The sequence below is a fragment of the Pseudomonas sp. S3_A03 genome, from assembly GCF_054668275.1.
Map to the genome: position 1 here is coordinate 3,593,005 of NZ_CP162753.1, position 18,093 is coordinate 3,611,097.

At 61.8% G+C, this 18,093-nt stretch carries 14 protein-coding genes; 10 read left to right on the forward strand and 4 right to left on the reverse strand.

Annotation, left to right across the window (positions count from 1 at the left end; all coding sequences use genetic code 11):
* Positions 1–114: 114 nt before the first annotated feature.
* From betA to yccS, 8 genes are all read left to right on the forward strand, one after another.
* Positions 115–1,809 carry a choline dehydrogenase gene (gene betA, locus AB4O25_RS16395; RefSeq protein ID WP_068938114.1) on the forward strand — a complete coding sequence of 565 codons (1,695 nt, stop codon included), beginning with the start codon at positions 115–117 and terminating at the stop codon, positions 1,807–1,809.
* Positions 1,810–2,028: 219 nt separating this feature from the next.
* Complete coding sequence (locus tag AB4O25_RS16400; protein WP_017531042.1) at positions 2,029–3,471, forward strand: TldD/PmbA family protein; 1,443 nt, start codon at positions 2,029–2,031, stop codon at positions 3,469–3,471.
* Positions 3,471–4,787: a TldD/PmbA family protein gene (locus AB4O25_RS16405; protein ID WP_460149780.1), complete on the forward strand. Its 1,317-nt coding sequence runs from the start codon at positions 3,471–3,473 to the stop codon at positions 4,785–4,787. The genes AB4O25_RS16400 and AB4O25_RS16405 overlap by 1 nt, the downstream gene beginning before the upstream one ends.
* A gap of 193 nt (positions 4,788–4,980) precedes the next feature.
* A complete protein-coding gene (locus tag AB4O25_RS16410) occupies positions 4,981–5,871 on the forward strand; it encodes an alpha/beta fold hydrolase (protein ID WP_017531040.1) in 891 nt (296 codons plus the stop codon).
* A gap of 35 nt (positions 5,872–5,906) precedes the next feature.
* Entirely contained in the window at positions 5,907–7,334 is a 1,428-nt protein-coding gene (gene mdtD / locus AB4O25_RS16415) for a multidrug transporter subunit MdtD (RefSeq protein WP_017531039.1), read from the forward strand.
* Positions 7,335–7,464: 130 nt separating this feature from the next.
* A complete protein-coding gene (dbpA, locus tag AB4O25_RS16420; RefSeq protein ID WP_241665007.1) occupies positions 7,465–8,802 on the forward strand; it encodes an ATP-dependent RNA helicase DbpA in 1,338 nt (445 codons plus the stop codon).
* Positions 8,803–8,962: 160 nt separating this feature from the next.
* The gene (locus tag AB4O25_RS16425; RefSeq protein ID WP_017531037.1) at positions 8,963–10,141 is read left to right on the forward strand and encodes a BaiN/RdsA family NAD(P)/FAD-dependent oxidoreductase; all 1,179 of its coding nucleotides are present in this window, start codon (positions 8,963–8,965) and stop codon (positions 10,139–10,141) included.
* A gap of 159 nt (positions 10,142–10,300) precedes the next feature.
* The gene (yccS, locus tag AB4O25_RS16430; RefSeq protein WP_017531036.1) at positions 10,301–12,484 is read left to right on the forward strand and encodes a YccS family putative transporter; all 2,184 of its coding nucleotides are present in this window, start codon (positions 10,301–10,303) and stop codon (positions 12,482–12,484) included.
* A 4-nt stretch (positions 12,485–12,488) separates the two neighbouring features.
* On the opposite strand, the gene AB4O25_RS16435 is transcribed toward yccS, so the two are convergent.
* Positions 12,489–13,232: a substrate-binding periplasmic protein gene (locus tag AB4O25_RS16435; protein ID WP_017531035.1), complete on the reverse strand. Its 744-nt coding sequence runs from the start codon at positions 13,230–13,232 to the stop codon at positions 12,489–12,491.
* 201 nt (positions 13,233–13,433) lie between these two features.
* On the opposite strand from AB4O25_RS16435, the gene AB4O25_RS16440 reads away from it, so the two are divergent.
* A complete protein-coding gene (locus AB4O25_RS16440) occupies positions 13,434–13,886 on the forward strand; it encodes a GNAT family N-acetyltransferase (protein WP_460149781.1) in 453 nt (150 codons plus the stop codon).
* 72 nt (positions 13,887–13,958) lie between these two features.
* On the opposite strand, the gene AB4O25_RS16445 is transcribed toward AB4O25_RS16440, so the two are convergent.
* Genes AB4O25_RS16445 through AB4O25_RS16455 form a run of 3 tightly spaced genes read right to left on the reverse strand, consistent with a single transcriptional unit; the run spans position 13,959 to position 16,924 of the window.
* Entirely contained in the window at positions 13,959–14,255 is a 297-nt protein-coding gene (locus AB4O25_RS16445) for a winged helix-turn-helix domain-containing protein (RefSeq protein ID WP_460149783.1), read from the reverse strand.
* A gap of 19 nt (positions 14,256–14,274) precedes the next feature.
* The gene (locus AB4O25_RS16450; protein ID WP_017531032.1) at positions 14,275–14,775 is read right to left on the reverse strand and encodes a M48 metallopeptidase family protein; all 501 of its coding nucleotides are present in this window, start codon (positions 14,773–14,775) and stop codon (positions 14,275–14,277) included.
* Positions 14,776–14,818: 43 nt separating this feature from the next.
* Complete coding sequence (locus AB4O25_RS16455; RefSeq protein ID WP_116078195.1) at positions 14,819–16,924, reverse strand: putative bifunctional diguanylate cyclase/phosphodiesterase; 2,106 nt, start codon at positions 16,922–16,924, stop codon at positions 14,819–14,821.
* Between the two features lie 308 nt (positions 16,925–17,232).
* Here AB4O25_RS16455 and AB4O25_RS16460 point away from each other — a divergent pair, with 308 nt between their 5' ends.
* On the forward strand, positions 17,233–17,898 hold the full coding sequence (locus tag AB4O25_RS16460) for a polysaccharide lyase family 7 protein (protein ID WP_065879395.1): 666 nt from the start codon (positions 17,233–17,235) through the stop codon (positions 17,896–17,898).
* Positions 17,899–18,093: the final 195 nt, after the last annotated feature.

Sequence of the window (18,093 nt, forward strand, 5' to 3'; positions counted from 1 at the left end):
CGCCATCGGGGCAAGCCCCCTCCCACACTTTGATTGGTGAACACATTCCAAATGTGGGAGGGGCTTGCCCCCGATGAGGCCCGACCTGACCCCACCTCAAAGAGGGTGCATCCAATGTCCCAAGAATACGATTACATCATTGTGGGTGCCGGCTCCGCCGGTAACACCCTGGCGACCCGTCTGACCGAAGACGAAGGCGTCACCGTCCTGTTGCTGGAAGCCGGTGGCCCGGACTACCGCCTCGACTTCCGTACCCAGATGCCTGCCGCCCTGGCGTTCCCCCTGCAAGGCCGCCGCTACAACTGGGCCTACGAGACCGACCCGGAGCCGCACATGGACGGTCGCCGGATGGAGTGCGGCCGGGGCAAGGGCCTGGGCGGTTCCTCGCTGATCAACGGCATGTGCTACATCCGTGGCAACGCCATGGACTACGACAACTGGTCGAAACTGCCGGGCCTGGAAGACTGGACCTACCTCGACTGCCTGCCGTATTTCCGCAAGGCCGAAACCCGCGACATCGGCCCCAACGATTGGCACGGCGGCGATGGCCCGGTCAGCGTGACCACGCCTAAAGCCGGCAATAACCCGCTGTTTCACGCCATGGTCGAAGCCGGCGTGCAGGCCGGTTACCCGCGTACCGAAGACTTGAACGGCTACCAGCAGGAAGGTTTCGGCCCGATGGACCGTACCGTCACGCCCAACGGCCGTCGCGCCAGCACCGCACGCGGGTACCTGGACACGGCTAAAAAGCGCTCGACCCTGACCATCGTCACCCACGCCCTCACCGATAAGGTGTTGTTCGAAGGCAAGCGCGCGGTGGGCGTGCGTTACCTGATCGGCGCCGCCGAAGAGCGCGTTGAAGCCCGTGCACGCAAGGAAGTACTGGTGTGCAGCGGCGCCATCGCTTCGCCGCAATTGCTGCAACGCTCCGGCGTGGGCCCGGCCAAATTGCTGGAAAGCCTCGACATCCCGGTGGTTCACGACCTGCCCGGCGTCGGCGAAAACCTGCAGGACCACCTTGAGCTGTACCTGCAATATGCGTGCACCCAGCCGGTGTCGCTGTACCCGTCGCTGCTCTGGTACAACCAGCCGGCCATCGGTGCCGAATGGCTGTTCAACGGTACCGGTATCGGCGCCAGCAACCAGTTCGAGGCGGGCGGTTTTATCCGTACCCGTGAAGAATTCGAATGGCCGAATATCCAGTACCACTTCCTGCCGGTAGCGATTAACTACAACGGCAGCAATGGTGTGAAAGAGCACGGGTTCCAGGCGCACATGGGCTCCATGCGTTCGCCGAGCCGTGGCCGTATCCAGCTGAAGTCGAAGAACCCACGGGACTACCCGAGCATCCTCTTCAACTACATGGCCACCGAACAGGACTGGCAGGAATTTCGCGATGGCATCCGCCTGACCCGTGAAATCATGCAGCAACCGGCACTGGACCCGTACCGTGGCCGCGAAATCAGCCCCGGTATCGAGGTGCAAACCGATGAGCAACTGGACAGGTTCATCCGCGAGCACGCCGAGACTGCGTTCCACCCTTCGTGCTCGTGCAAGATGGGCACCGACGAGATGGCCGTGGTGGATGGCGAAGGTCGCGTGCATGGCATGCAAGGCCTGCGTGTGGTCGATGCGTCGATCATGCCGATCATCACCACCGGCAACCTGAACGCGCCGACGATCATGATCGCCGAGAAAATCGCCGACAAGATTCGTGGGCGCAAGCCACTGCCGCGCAGCACCGCCGACTACTACGTGGCGGGCGATGCGCCGGTGCGTGGCAAGCCGTTGCGTGAGATTGCGCAGTAACTGATACACCGTGGCGCCGCTATCGGGAGCAAGCCCCCTCCCACACTGACTGTGTTCACCCATTCAGATGCGTAAACACAGTCAAATGTGGGAGGGGCTTGCCCCCGATGAGGCCCGACCAGAAACCACACCCCTGCCTTTACACTTTCCTTGATCAGCCCCCAGCCCAGGCCTACTCTGTTTGCCTGCCCGCGCTGAGCCGCCCACAAGGAAGGCCCCATGTTCGACCACCACGCCACACTCAAAAAACACTTCAGTGCCCTGCGCACCGCCGCCGAATTTTTCTCCCTACGCTACGTCCGCGAATCCGGCCACTACCTGTCGGTACGCAAGAACGTCGCCGAACCGCCGCACCTGAGCCACGACGAAGGCGCCATGCTCACCGTGCGCCTCAACGGGGTTGAAGCCTACGCCGCGACCAACGATATCTCGCTTGCCGGCCTGCAAGCCGCCCTCGAGCGCGCCGAGCAGCAGGCCCGGCGCATCAAACCCCACGCGTTGCTCGACCTGCGCGAGCAACAGGTGTCCAGCGACGTCGCCGATTACCTGTCGCCCGACCTCGGCCAGCCCTTCCCGTCCTTGAGCGATTGCTACCAGTTGCTGGGCGACGCGTCGGCCGCCGTGCCCAGGGACGAGCGCCTGGTGAGCTGGGACGTGAGCCTGGGCATGACCCACGTCGAGCAGATCTACCTGAACACCGCCGGCGCCGTACTGCGTCAGGCCCAGCGTTTTGTATTCCCAGGCGTCAACGTCACCGCCTTTGATGGCAGCGACAGCCAGACCCGCACCCTCGGCGGCACCAACTTCGGCCAGCAGGGCGGCTTTGATGTGATCAACCGCTTCGACCTGGTCGGTGCGGCGCCACGGGTGGCCGACGAAGCCCTGCAACTGCTGCTGGCGCCGAACACACCCCAGGGCCCGCGCGACCTGCTGCTGATGCCCGACCAGATGATCCTGCAGATCCACGAATCCATCGGCCACCCGCTGGAACTGGACCGCATTCTTGGTGACGAGCGCAACTACGCCGGCACCAGCTTTGTGAAGGCCAGCGACTTCGGCCATCTGCAATACGGCTCCAAGCTGCTCAACGTGACCTTCGACCCGGACATTCCCGAGCAGCTCGCCAGCTACAGCCACGACGACGACGGCACCCGCGCCAGCAAGCAATTCCTGATCCGCGAGGGGCTGCTGCTCAAGCCGCTGGGTGGGGCGTTGTCGCAATTTCGCGCCGGGCTGGGCGGCGTGGCCAACAGCCGTGCGAGCAGTTGGAACCGCCCGCCGATCGACCGTATGGCCAACCTGAATATCGAAGCGGGCGACAAGAGCCTGGCACAACTGGTGGGCGGCATCGAAAACGGCATCCTGATGTCGACCAACCGCTCATGGTCCATTGATGACGCACGCAACAAGTTCCAATTCGGCTGCGAATGGGGCCAGTTGATCGAAAACGGCGAGTTCAAGGGTGTGGTGAAGAACCCCAACTACCGCGCCATTTCCGCGCAGTTCTGGCGCAAGCTCAGCGCCGTGGGCGACGCCAGCACCTTCAAGGTGTTGGGCACGCCGAATTGCGGCAAGGGCGAGCCCAACCAGGTGATCCGCGTCGGCCATGCATCGCCGGCCTGTGTATTCAGCAATGTCGACGTATTTGGGGGAGATGCCTGATGAATGATTTCAAGGCGCTGGTGGAGTGGCTCAAACAGGCCGTCACCGACAAGGAACAATTTCACCTCGGCTACGCGGCGGAAGCCTCTGAGTTCGTGCGCTTCAACCATGCCAAGGTACGCCAGGCCGGCCAGGTGCAGCAGGCCAGCCTCAACCTGAAACTGATCAATAACGGCCGGCATGCCGACCTGGGCATTACCCTGGCCGGCGAGCCGGAACTGGACCGCCAACGCCTCGCCGAGGGCTTGCAGCAACTGCGCGAAACCTTGCCGTTGTTGCCGCCGGACCCGTACCTGTTGCTCAACCACAACGCCTGGCAAAGCAGCAATGAACAGGCGCGGCCGCTGCCCCAACTGGCGCAGGTGTTGGAAGACATCAGCCAGGCCGCCGCCGGCGTAGACCTGGTCGGCATCTACGCCGCCGGCCCGATCAGCCGTGGCTTTGCCAGCTCCGACGGGGCGTTCGGCTGGCACCAGGCCAATAGCTTCAACTTCGATTTCAGCCTGTTCCATGCCAATGGCGAAGCGGTCAAAGCCAGCTACGCCGGGCACACCTGGGACAGCGCCGAGTTCGCCGCGCGCTTGCAGCAGGCGCGCGAGCAATTGGTGTTCCTCGACCGCCCACTGCACCCATTGCCGCCCGGAGAGTACCGCGCCTATCTGGCGCCGGCCGCGCTGGAAGAAATCATCGGCATCATCAACTGGGGTGGGTTCTCCGCCCAAGCCATCGCCAGCAAGGGCAGCTCATTGCAACGACTGTATGCCGGTGAGCAGCACCTGAGCCCGCTGGTGACCGTGAATGAACAGATCAGCGGCTCCCTGAGCCAGGCGTTCTCCACGGAAGGCTACCCGCGCAGCGATGTGACCCTGATTAACGCCGGCAAGGCCGACGGCCGACTGGTCAATTCGCGCAGCGCCGCCGAGTATGGCCTGAGCGCCAACGGCGCCAGCAGCGACGAAGCCCCCAGCGCCTTGCAGATGGCGGCGGGCAGCCTGGCCCAGGCCGATATCCTCAAACAGTTGGGCACCGGGCTGTACATCAGCAACCTGTGGTACCTCAATTACTCCGACCTGCCGGCGGCGCGCCTGACCGGCATGACGCGCTTCGCCACATTCTGGGTAGAAGACGGCAAAATCAAGGCGCCGATCAGCACCATGCGCTTTGATGACAGCGTCTACAGCTTGCTGGGTTCGCAATTGGAAGCGCTGACGGCGGAACGCGAGCTGCTGCTGTCGGCCAGCACCTATGGGCAGCGCAATACTTCATCCAATCTGCTTCCCGGTGCCTTGATCAAGCGCCTGACCCTGACCCTTTAAACACCAAAATCCCTGTGGGAGGGGGCTTGCTCTCCCTCCCACACTGTATTGCGTTAATTTCAGACAGCTCGGTTTCGGCCCTTCCTTCAGTCAATTCTCTTCCCCCCCGCGTGCATGGGCGGCCTGTTGTCGCCTGCAAAAAACCTCGTTATAAGGGTTAATGGCATACCGCCACACCACAGGGAGTGCTGCGATGAACCATGGAAGTTTGGTCATACAAAAGTTGTTCAAACACTACAACGTCCACGTCGAACAACTCGGTAACGACCCGCACAAGAAGACCGTGCTGATGGTCAACGGCGCACTGTCGACCACGCGCTCCTTCGCCCGCACCAGCAAATGCCTGGCGGAGCATTTCAATGTGCTGCTGTTTGATCTGCCGTTCTCCGGCTATTCGCGTGAGTACAACACCGACCTGGACCTGGTAACCAAGGACGACGAAGTGCAGATGCTGCGCGCCCTGGTCGAGCGTTTTGAGGTCAACCACCTGGTGTCGGCCTCGTGGGGCGGCATCTCGACGCTGCTGACCCTGGCGCATAACCCGCCCTCCATCGAAAGCTCGGTGGTGATGGCCCTGGCGCCCAACCTCAACCCGGCGATGCTCGACTATGTGGAGCGCGTGCGCGTGCTGATCGAGGCCGATGACAAATCCGCCGTCGGCCACTTGCTCAACGAGACGGTGGGCCAATACCTGTCGCCGCGTCTCAAGCGCAACAACCATCGTCACCTGGCGAACATGGCCACCACCGAGTACCGCCAGGCGCGCTTTCATATCCATCAGGTGCTGGCGTTGGGGGATGGCAACTACTTGCCAGCACTCAGGCAGATTGAAACGCCGGTGCATTTCCTCAATGGCGCGCTGGATCAATACACGCCGGCCGCCGATGCCCGGTTGTTCAAGCAGTACGTGGGGCGCAGCAGCTTCGCCGTCGCCGAGCACACTGGCCACTTGCTTGATCTGGAGTCCCGCGAAGCCGCGTTGGCGGTGCATCGTGCGCTGTTGAATTTTTTGGTGGGCGAGCACGCGGCGTTGTCGGACTTAGACGAACCGCCAGTGGGAAAAGCAGAGGCGGATGGCGCATAATCGCCGACACATAGCCTGCTAACAAAAGGGATCCCATGCCGAATCGCGCCCCTCTCGATGCCAAGACCGCCCGCTGGCTCCCCTGGGTGGTAGCGATCGCCTTCTTCATGCAGTCGCTGGACGGGACGATTCTGAACACGGCGCTGCCGGCCATGGCCCGAGACCTGGCGGAAAACCCGCTGCGCATGCAAGGCGTGGTGATCGCCTACATGCTCACCGTCGCGTTGCTGATCCCGGCATCGGGCTGGATCGCCGACCGCTTCGGCACCAAGAAAATCTTCTTTGGCGCGATCATGCTGTTCAGCATCGGCTCCTTGCTGTGCGCCTTGTCCAGCAGCCTGACCATGTTGGTGGGTGCACGGGTGGTGCAGGGTCTGGGCGGTGCGTTGATGCTGCCGGTCGGGCGGCTGGTGGTGTTACGCGCCTACCCCCGCTCCGAACTGGTGCGAATCATGGGCTTCATTACCATCCCCGGCCTGCTCGGCCCCCTGCTCGGCCCGACCATGGGCGGCTGGATGGTGCAATACCTGACCTGGCACTGGATCTTCCTGATCAACCTGCCGGTGGGCATGATCGGCTGCTACGCCGTGTGGAAATTCATCCCCGACTTGCGCGGCAGCGAGCGCACACGCTTCGACGGCGCGGGCTTTTTGCTGTTTGGCGCGGCGATGGTGCTGATCACCATCGCCATGGAAGGCCTGGGCGAACTGCACCTGCCGCACCTGCGGGTGATGTTACTGCTGTTCGGCGGGCTGGCGTGCCTGGCGGCGTATTGGCTGCGCGCCGGGCATATCGACAATGCGCTGTTCTCGCCGGTGCTGTTCAAGACGCGCACTTTCGCGGTGGGCATCCTGGGCAACCTGTTCGCACGGTTGGGCAGTGGTGCGCTGCCGTTCCTGGTGCCGCTGCTGTTGCAAGTGGCGCTGGGTTATTCGCCGTCGCAGGCTGGCATGAGCATGTTGCCTCTGGCGGCGGCGGCGATGTTTGCCAAGTCCATCGCCCGCCCGCTGATCGAGCGCCTGGGTTACCGCGTGGTGCTCACCGGCAACACCCTGGCGTTGGGGATCATGTTGGCCAGCATGGGGCTGGTTACGGAGCACACGCCCTACCCGTTGCTGCTGGGCATGCTGGCGGTTTTGGGGGCCATCAACTCGCTGCAATTTACCGCGATGAATACCGTCACCCTGATCGACCTCGACGACGCCCAGGCCAGCAGCGGCAACAGTTTGCTGTCGGTCGTGGCGCAACTGTCCCTGAGCCTCGGCGTGGCATGCGCCGGCGCGTTGCTCGGCGGCTTTACCGCAGAAACCGGCAACGACGGCGTGAGCACGGTGCTCGGCGCGTTCCAGTTGACCTTCCTCACCGTGGGCATCATGGCGATGCTGGCCGCGGGGATCTTCCTGCAACTGTCGCCAACAGACGGCAAACGCGCGGCCAGCCCAGAGCAGCATATCGAGCATTGACCGGCGTCTCGTCTAGAACTTGCAGGGAAATTCCCACAGGGCTGGTACACTGCGCGACATTTTGTTTTGCAGAGCCAGCCCCGTGACTACCATCGCCACCGCTTTTAATACTTTGCCCTTGTCCGCCGCCATGCTGGCTAACCTCGACTCGCTGGGTTATGTCGAGATGACGCAGATCCAGGCGCAAAGCTTGCCGGTGATCCTCAAAGGGCTGGACCTGATTGCCCAGGCCAAGACCGGCAGCGGCAAGACCGCTGCATTTGGTATCGGCCTGTTGAACCCGATCAACCCGCGTTACTTCGGCTGCCAGGCGCTGGTGATGTGCCCGACGCGTGAGCTGGCCGACCAGGTTGCCAAGGAAATCCGCCGCCTGGCCCGCGCCGAAGACAACATCAAGGTGCTGACCCTGTGCGGGGGCGTGTCCCTCGGCCCGCAGATCGCGTCCCTGGAACACGGTGCCCACGTCATCGTCGGCACCCCGGGCCGCATCCAGCAACACCTGCGCAAGGGCTCGCTGGTACTCGACGGCTTGAACACCCTGATCCTCGACGAAGCCGACCGCATGCTCGACATGGGCTTCTACGACGCCATCGAAGACATCATCAGCAAGACCCCACCGCGCCGCCAGACCCTGCTGTTCTCGGCCACTTACCCGGTGAGCATCAAGCAACTGGCCTCCAAGTTCATGCGTGCGCCTCAGCAAGTGAAAGCCGAAGCGTTCCACTCCGACGACCAGATCGAGCAGCGTTTCTACGAGATCTCGCCGCAAGAGCGCATGGACGCGGTGACCAAGGTCCTCGCGCACTTCCGTCCGGCCTCCTGCGTGGCGTTCTGCTTTACCAAGCAGCAAGTGCAGGAAACCGTGGATCACCTGACGGCCAAGGGCATTTCCGCCGTCGGCCTGCATGGCGACCTGGAGCAGCGCGACCGTGACCAGGTGCTGGCGATGTTCGCAAACCGCAGCACCTCGGTACTGGTTGCCACCGACGTTGCCGCTCGCGGCCTGGACATTGATGCGCTGGACATGGTGATCAACGTCGAACTGGCCCGCGACTCGGAAATCCACATCCACCGCGTGGGCCGCACCGGCCGCGCCGGTGAGACCGGCATCGCCATCAGCCTGGTCGCGCCGTCCGAAGCCCACCGCGCCCAGGCCATCGAGCAGTTGCAGAAATCGCCGCTGAACTGGGACCAGTTGGACAACCTCAAGCCGCAAGGCGGTGGCCCGTTGCTGCCGCAGATGAGCACCTTGTGTATCGCCGCCGGGCGTAAAGACAAGGTTCGCCCAGGTGACATTCTTGGCGCGTTGACTGGCGAAGCCGGCATCCCGGGCGCCCAGGTGGGCAAGATCGCGATCTTTGATTTCCAGGCCTTCGTGGCTGTGGAGCGTGGCATCGCCAAACAGGCGTTGCAGCGGCTGAATGACGGCAAGATCAAGGGCCGTTCGTTGCGCGTTCGCATCCTGTAACACGGACCTCCATATTTATCGGAGATCCAATGTGGGAGGGGCTTGCCCCCGATAGCAGTGTGTCAGTCAGTACATCTGTTACTGATACATCGCAATCGGGAGCAAGCCCCCTCCCACATTTGACTGTATTTCACATCAGAATTTGTATGAGGACATTGCTGTGCGCTCGACCGAAGTTGTGATCATTGGCGCCGGCGCCGCAGGCTTGATGTGCGCGCTGACCGCCGCCGGGCGTGGACGCAAGGTGATGCTGATCGACCACGCCAACAAGGCCGGCAAAAAGATCCTGATGTCCGGCGGTGGCCGCTGCAATTTCACCAACCTGTACACCGAGCCGGCCAACTTTCTCTCGCACAACGCGCACTTCTGCAAATCCGCGCTGGCCCGCTACACCCAGTGGGACTTTATCGGGCTGGTGGCCAAGCACGGCGTGCCGTACCACGAGAAAAAGCTCGGCCAGCTGTTCTGCGATAACAAGTCCAGCGACATCCTCGGCATGTTGCTCGATGAGTGCATCCAGACCGGCGTCAGCCTGCACCTGGACACCTCCATCGAGGAAATTGCCAGGCTCGACAGCGGCTACCAATTGCAGACCACCTTGGGCGAGCTGCGGTGTGAATCCCTGGTGATCGCCACCGGTGGTTTGTCGATCCCAACCCTGGGCGCGACCGGTTTCGGTTACCAGGTGGCCAGGCAATTCGGCCATGAACTGCTGCCCACCCGCGCGGGGCTGGTGCCGTTCACCATCACCGATCAGCTCAAGGAGTTGTGCGCAGAGCTGTCGGGCACCTCCGTGGACTGCCTGGTCAGTTGCAACAACGAGAGCTTTCGCGAAAACATCCTGTTCACCCACCGTGGCCTGAGCGGGCCGGCGATCCTGCAGATTTCGTCCTACTGGGAACCCGGCGACACCGTAGAGATTAACCTGCTGCCCGACCACGACGCCCACACCTGGCTGCAACAGCAACAAGCCGAGCGCCCGGACAGCGAGCTGAAAACCTTGCTGGGTGAAATCTTCACCAAGAAGATGGCCAACCTGCTGGCGCAAACCTGGTTCGTGTCCAAGCCGATGAAGCAATACACCCACGCCGAAATTGCCGACATCGCGCAAAAACTGGGGAGCTGGCAGCTGGTGCCGGCGGGTACCGAAGGCTATCGCACCGCCGAGGTGACGCTGGGTGGGGTGGATACGCGGGAAGTGTCGTCCAAGACCATGGAGTCGCTGAAAAGCCCGGGGCTGTATTTTATCGGCGAGGTGCTGGACGTGACCGGTCACCTGGGCGGGTTCAATTTCCAGTGGGCGTGGGCTTCGGGCTACGCGGCCGCGCAATACGTCTGACACAGCACGGTAAAACATGTGGGAGGGGGCTTGCCCCCTCCCACATTTTGATTTGCGGCGTGCCTGGGAAATATTTGCGCGGGGATGTGATCGCCACCCTTGCCGTGGCGTCCTTGATAGCTCAATTTAGCGGCATCGCTCCGGAAGACTCCAGACTTCATGTCATCGACCTCGTTCAAGCAGTCCATGCGGCGCCTGTGGGCGCTGGATAAATTCAGTTACAGCATTCGGGTATTCATCGCCCTTACCGGCAGTATGGCGCTGTGCTGGTACCAGGATGAAATGACCCTGCTGATCCCACTGTTCCTGGGGATTATCGCCAGCGCCCTGGCCGAGACCGACGACAGCTGGCAAGGCCGCCTCAATGCCCTGGCGGTGACGCTGGTGTGTTTCAGCATCGCCGCGCTGTCGGTGGAGTTGCTGTTCCCCTACCCTTGGATTTTCGCCATTTCCCTGGCCCTGGCGACGTTCGGCCTGACCATGCTCGGCGCCTTGGGCGAACGTTATGGGGCGATTGCATCGGCCACGCTGATTCTGTCGGTGTACACCATGATCGGTGTGGACCAGCGCGGTGGTGCCGTGAATGATTTCTGGCACGAGCCACTGCTGTTGGTGGCGGGTGCCGCCTGGTACGGCGCGTTGTCGGTGCTGTGGCAGGCGCTGTTTTCCAACCAGCCGGTGCAGCAGAGCCTGGCGCGGTTGTTCCGCGAGTTGGGGCGTTACCTCAAGCTCAAATCGTCGTTGTTCGAACCGATCCGCCAACTGGATGTGGAAGCACGGCGCCTGGAACTGGCCCAGCAAAACGGCCGAGTCGTGGCTGCGCTGAATGCCGCGAAGGAAATCATCCTGCACCGCGTGGGCAATGGTCGACCGGGCTCGAAGGTCAGTCGCTACCTCAAACTGTACTTCCTGGCCCAGGACATCCACGAACGCGCCAGCTCATCCCATTACCCTTACAACGCCCTGGCCGAGGCGTTCTTCCACAGCGATGTGCTGTTCCGCTGCCAGCGCCTGTTGCGTCAGCAAGGCAAGGCCTGCCAGGCCCTGGCCGAGTCGATCCAGTTGCGCCAGCCGTTCATCTATGACGACAGCTTCGCCGAGGCCCTCAGTGACCTGAACGCCTCGCTGGAACACCTGCGCATCCAGAGCAACCCGGCCTGGCGCGGCCTGCTGCGCTCGCTGCGGGCGCTGGCGGCCAACCTGTCGACGCTCGACCGCCTGCTCGGCGACGCCAGCAACCCCGACGCCCTGGCCGACGCCACCGATAGCAACCTGCTGGACCGCGCCCCGCGCAACCTCAAGGAAATGTGGACGCGCCTGCGCACGCAGCTCACGCCGACGTCGCTGCTGTTTCGCCATGCCCTGCGCCTGTCCCTGGCGCTGAGCATCGGCTACGGCACCTTGCATGTCATTCACGCGTCCCAGGGTTACTGGATCATCCTGACCACACTGTTTGTGTGCCAGCCGAACTACGGTGCGACCCGGCGCAAGCTTGGCCAGCGGATCATCGGTACCGCCATCGGCCTCACCGTGGCCTGGGCGCTGTTCGACCTGTTCCCCAGCCCGCTGGTGCAATCGATGTTCGCCATCGCCGCAGGCCTGGTGTTCTTTATCAACCGCACCACGCGCTACACCCTCGCGACCGCGGCCATTACCTTGATGGTGCTGTTCTGCTTCAATCAGGTGGGCGATGGCTACGGGCTGTTTTTGCCACGGTTGCTCGACACGTTGCTCGGCAGCCTGATCGCCGGCCTGGCGGTGTTCCTGTTCCTGCCGGACTGGCAGGGCCGCCGCCTGAACAAAGTGCTGGCCAACACCCTGACCTGCAACAGCATCTACCTGCGCCAGATCATGCAGCAATATGCCGCCGGCAAGAGCGACGACCTGGCTTATCGCCTGGCCCGGCGCAACGCGCACAACGCCGACGCGGCACTGTCGACCACCCTGGCCAATATGTTGATGGAGCCGGGGCATTTCCGTAAGGAAGCGGACGTGGGTTTCCGTTTCCTGGTGCTGTCCCATACCTTGCTCAGCTACTTGTCAGGGCTCGGCGCGCACCGCGACACGCAACTGCCGGCCGAGGTGCACGAACACCTGATCGACGGCGCGGGCAAGACCCTCGCGGCGAGCATCGATGAGATCGCCACGGGGCTGGCCAACAAGCAACCCATTGCGATCCAGAGCGATGCCGAGGAAGCCCTGGCCGCGGACCTGGAGCAGATGCCGGATGAGATCGATGAAGGGCAGCGACTGGTGCAGACGCAGTTGGCGTTGATCTGCCGGCAGTTGGGGCCGCTGCGTACGTTGGCGGCGCATTTGATCAAGGACACCAGCGCGGCTTAGGCCGCTACATCCCATGTGCACTCATCAACCGTGCATAGCTGCCATCGGCCTTCATCCTGGCAATCTCCCGATCAAACCCGGCCACGATCTGCGCGTGCTCGGGGTGCTTGAGGCTTACCAGGATATGCAGACTGTTTTCACTCAGCGGCTTGGGCAGGAACTCCACCGCATTGCGCACTTTGGGCGATTCGCGGGACAAGTAATAACGCGCGACATATTCATCCTCCACCGTCAGCCGCACCCGCTGCGCCGCCAGCATGCGCACGGCCATGGCGAAGTTATGCACCGGGACTTTCTGCAACTGCGTATCCCCATCGAACGCTGCTGAATACGCATACCCCCGCACCACGGCGACGGGGTAGTCGTGCAATTGTTCAAGGTTCTGATACTCGATGGGGTCGTCGCGACGCTTGATAAACCGCACGCGGTTGACCAGGTACTCGCCGGAGAACTCTCCCAGGTGCGTGCGGGCATCGTCGTACCAGGCGTTGATCAGCACGTCATAGCGCCCGTCGCCCACGCCCATCAGCGCCCGAGCCCACGGCACCTGTTCAAACTCACTGGCATAACCCGCACGGGCCAGGGCGGTGCTGACGATATCGGTCGCCAGCCCGCCGTTGATCAACGTGGCATCGGTAAAGGGGGGCCAGGCATCTGCAACCAAACGCAGGCGCAGACGCTCTGCAAACGCAGGCGCCGCCAGCAACAACACTCCAATCAACGCAACGGCACGAGAGAGTCGCAGCATGCTCAAAGTCCTTGGCGGGCAGGCAATGGCCTTGGTTCAGGCAATGCCTGAGGCTCTAACATTAGCTCAGATTACACAAAGAAACGGCCGGTGAACGCACTCAATGATGGCAAATTGATTTCATTCACAAAAATAGTTGATTTAGACACCGCCGCCCACCGCGCTTACTATCCAGCACAGACATTTACGTGAGACCACACCATGACAGTCGATTGGGTTTGCAAACATCACAGCGACCTGGGCAAGGAGCAGCTGTATGCCATCCTGCGTTTGCGCAGCGAAGTCTTCGTTGTCGAGCAGAAGTGCGTCTATCAGGACATCGACGGGCAGGACCTGGCTGGCGATACCCACCACCTGATGGCCTGGAAAGATGATGCGTTGGTGGCCTACCTGCGCCTGCTGGACCCGGAATCCCAGGGCGGTGACGTAGTGGTCGGCCGGGTGATCGTTGCGCCAGCGGCACGCGGTACTGGTTTGGGGCACCAGATGATGGAAGAAACTCTGCGTCAAATCGAAGAGATTTGGCCCGAAACGCCGATTTTTCTGTCAGCCCAGGCGCATTTGCAGGGGTATTACGGGAAGTACGGGTTTATGGTGGCGGGTGAGGAATACCTTGAGGATGACATCCCTCATATCGGTATGCGGCGCGCTTGAGGGGCCACATCTCCCCTCTCACATGTGGAAGGGGGCTTGCTCCCGATGGCGCCAGCCGGTTCAGCGCAAACGTCAGGGATAACCCAAAACCTGTTTGATGGCCGCCAGATTACCCTCGATCCAGCGCCGATCAATCGCCCCCCAATCACGAATCCGATACTGCCCGGCATGGTTGCGGGCACCTTCCTGCTGCTCGAATTCACACACGATATCCAGGTCGGCCAACGCCGCAATCGTGTCCTGCGCCGTGCGTCGGGGCATGCCGGTGGCGTCGGTCAACGCCGGGACGCTGCTGGCCAGCCCACTGTCGATCAGGTACGCCACGTACAGACGGCGATAGAAACTGCTTTTGGTCTTGCTCACTTCCATGGTGGGTCGCCTTGTGCGGTCAGGGTTTGCCCTGCAGGTCGCGATACGTGAGGTACACGCGCAGGTCGAATTCCACCTGGTGGTAGCCTGGCATCATGTAGTCGCAGAGTTTATAGAACGCCTTGTTGTGGTCCGATTCCTTGAAGTGCGCCAGCTCATGTACCACGATCATGCGCAGGAATTGCGGTGCCGCCTCTTTGAACAGCGCGGCAATGCGGATCTCTTTCTTGGCCTTCAGGTTGCCGCCCTGCACCCGCGAAATCGTGGTGTGCAGGCCGAGGGCGCGGTGGGTCAGGTCCAGGCGGTTATCGAACAGCACTTTGTCGATGGCGGGAGCGTTGCGCAGGTGCTCCTGCTTCAAGGCCAAGGCGTAGGCGTACAGGGCCTTATCGCTCTGTACGGCATGGCGTTCGGGGTAACGCTGGTCCAGATAGGCACCCAACTGGTCCTTGGCGATCAGTTGGCGCACTTGTTCCTGAAGAGCGGGCGGGTAGGCCTGGAGGTATTTCAGCGCGGTCATTGAGGTCTGCAACAAGGTTCGAATGGCCGTCAGTGTAGCGAATTCAACGCAGGCGGGCGCGCGCCCAGTCGGCTACTTCCGAGGCCATCAGCGGTGGCGCCGCCCATGCCCCCTGGACAAACGGGCAACCCTGGGCCTTGAGCCAGTTGGCTTGCTCCTGGGTTTCCACGCCCTCGGCCACCACCAGCACCTCAAAATGCGCGCACAGCTCGATAATGCTGCGCGCCATCGCCGCGTCGCGGGCCGAGCCGGGCAGGCGCGCGACCAATTGCGGGTCGAGCTTGAGGGTGTCGAACGCCAGGTCGCGCAGGTGGGCCAGGGAACAGCTGCCCGAACCGAAGTCATCCAGGGCGATGCGCACGCCGATTTGGCGCAGCAACTTGAGCTGCTTGGCAGATGCTTCCAGGTTGCTCATCAAGCTGTCTTCGCTGATTTGCACCTCCAACTGACGCCCCTGTAACCCATGTCGCTCCAGCACCTGCTGCAGTTGCGTCACCAGGTTGGGCATATTGAACTGGTTGCTGCTCAGGCTCACGCTCAACACCAGGTCATCGTCGAAGGTGGCTTGCCACGCCTGACGCTGGGCAGCGGCCTGTTGGTAGATCCATGCGCTTAATTGGCTGATCAGCCGCGCTTCTTCCAGCAACGGCAAGAACAACCCCGGCGGCACATCGCCGACACTGGGGTGCTGCCACCGCAACAGCGCCTCAACCCCGCGCAAACGCCCGTCCGCCAGGGAAACCTGGGGCTGGTAGACCAGGACGAAATCCTTGTTTTGAATGGCCGTGCGCACGCTGTCTTCAAGCATCAGGCGGGAGCGGGCGCGGCCGTTCATTTCCTGATCGTAATAGCGATATTGCTGACGCCCCGCACGCTTGGCTTCGTACATGGCGATGTCGGCGGCACGCAACAGGCCGTTCAAATCCGCGCCGCAATCGGGGTAGGTTGCGATGCCAATGCTCACGCCGAGCATCACATCCAAACCGTCGACCTGATGGCACACGGACACCCGTTCGATCAACTTTTCCGAAATTTTCGCGGCCTGCTCCGGGAACTCCAACTCCAGCAACGCGGTAAATTCATCCCCCCCCATGCGGCCAATAATGTCGTAGGAACGCAGACACCCCTGCAGTTGCTCGGAAACCCAACGCAGTACACGGTCGCCGGCATCATGGCCCAGGGAGTCGTTGACCCGCTTGAAGCCATCCAGGTCCAGGTACAACAACACCAGGGACTGCTCGGCCCGCTCGACGCGCAACAGGGTATTTTCTACCGCCTGGTAGAAACCACGCCGGTTCAGCAACCCGGTCAGCGGGTCGGTCACGGCCTGGAACTCCAACTGCTGGTGCAAATGGCGCACTTCAGACATGTCCAACACCGTCACCACCATGGCCTTCTGCTCCGCGGGTAACGGCGCGCAGGACAAGGCCACCGACACTTGCTGACCGCGCCCGGTACGCAGGATCGCATCATGCAGGCGCCAGGTTTCGCCCTTGCAGTAACCGGCGTGCATTTGCGAGTCCGACCAGACCGGCACGTGTGGCTTTTGCAGGAAGCTCAGGAACTCCTGGCCTTGCAACTCGTGGATCGTGGCATTGAGCAGGCGCGAAATCGCCGGGTTGGCGTACGCAATCACGCCCTCCTCACTGACGACCAGGATGCCTTCGGCGGCGTTGTCCAATACCGAGGCATTGAAGGCGCGGGCGGATTCCAGGTCATGGCTCAGGCGCTGCAACGCCCGGCGATTACGCTGATGCTCCAGCAAAGCCTGGACCTTGGGCTTGAGGATATGCGGGTCGAAGGGCTTGAACAGGTAATCAATGGCGCCGCTGGCATAGCCTTCCAGCACCGCCGCGGGTGACTGGGCGTTGGCACTCAAAAAGATGATCGGCGTCATGCGCGTTCGCTGGCTGCCGCGCATCAAGCGGGCGACTTCGAAGCCGTCCATGCCGGGCATCATCACATCCAGCAATACCAGGTCGACTTCGTGGGACAACAACAACTCTAGGGCTTCCACGCCGGACGCTGCGGTGACCACCTGCCAGTCATCACATTGCAAGAGTGCGCGCATGCTGATCAGGTTTTCCGGGTAGTCATCGACCACCAGAAGAACCGAACTGCCATCGCCGTGATGTGGAGCGCATTCCATGCTGGGACTCTTCCTTAGGTCTACTCCGGTCACTTCTGACAGAAAACCCGGACAAACATCAAGGCCTCACTCTAGCCCTGGATCCTGAAAATCAGAAGTGACGTGGATGCCATCATTGCGCCAAAGTTCAGTCAGCCGACTAACGGTCACCCTCTACAAGCCACGATTCATGGGAAACATGGCTTTTTGGCATTCCCTTGGCGCCAATAAATTGCCAGTAAATGTTTAACAACTGGTTGACCACCGCCTATAAAGAACCTGTAAGGCCCTCGGGCCAAAGCCTTCACCCCCTGTATAAGGCCAACACCATGATCGACCTCTCCACTTGGAACCTGAGCATTCCGGTCGGCTCGCCCCCCGCGACTATCGAAACACCGAAACTGCTCAGCGGCTTCAACGACCAGTACTTCCAGGCCGAAGGCAGCAACGTGCAATTCTGGACCCCCGTCACCGGCACCCGCACCGAAAACGCCATCTACCCGCGCAGCGAATTGCGCGAAACCTACGCTGACGGGCGTCTGCGCAACTGGACCTACCCCGAAGCCGACAACTTCCTGCGCGCCACCCTGGCGGTCAACCAAGTGCCCTCCAGCGGCAAGATCGTCATCGGGCAGATCCACGCCTACGACAGCCAAAGGCCACTGATCAAGCTCGAATACCAGTTCAAGGAAAAGACTCAGACCGGCAATATCGTCGCCAAAGTGCGCATGCGCCCGGATGAAGACACCAGTCGCGTGATCATCGTCGCCTCCAATGTGCCACTGGAGAAAAGCTTCACCTATGTAATCAACCTCAACAAAGCCGGGCTGCTCAGCGTGTACGCCGCCGACAGCGAATGGAACGAGCGCATCGGCGCGGCGTGGGGCGACAAACCGCTGTACTTCAAGGCGGGCGCGTATGTGCAGGACAACAGTGGGGACAGCAAGGAAGGCGCGAAGGTGGTATTTGAAAAGTTGGATATTGATCACGAATAAACGCCGTCCCCTGTAAACGGAACTCAATGCAACCAGAGAACCCAGCGCCTATCCCTTTGAGCGTGGCTTTGCAGGCGCGCGAGGAACCGGCGCTGAGGCTTTGGGCGTTATCGGCATTAGCTCGGGCTCGCGTGGCGGGGGAAACCGACCCGGTGGTGGCCACATTGGAGCGACCGGTTTGCGAGTGCTCATGCA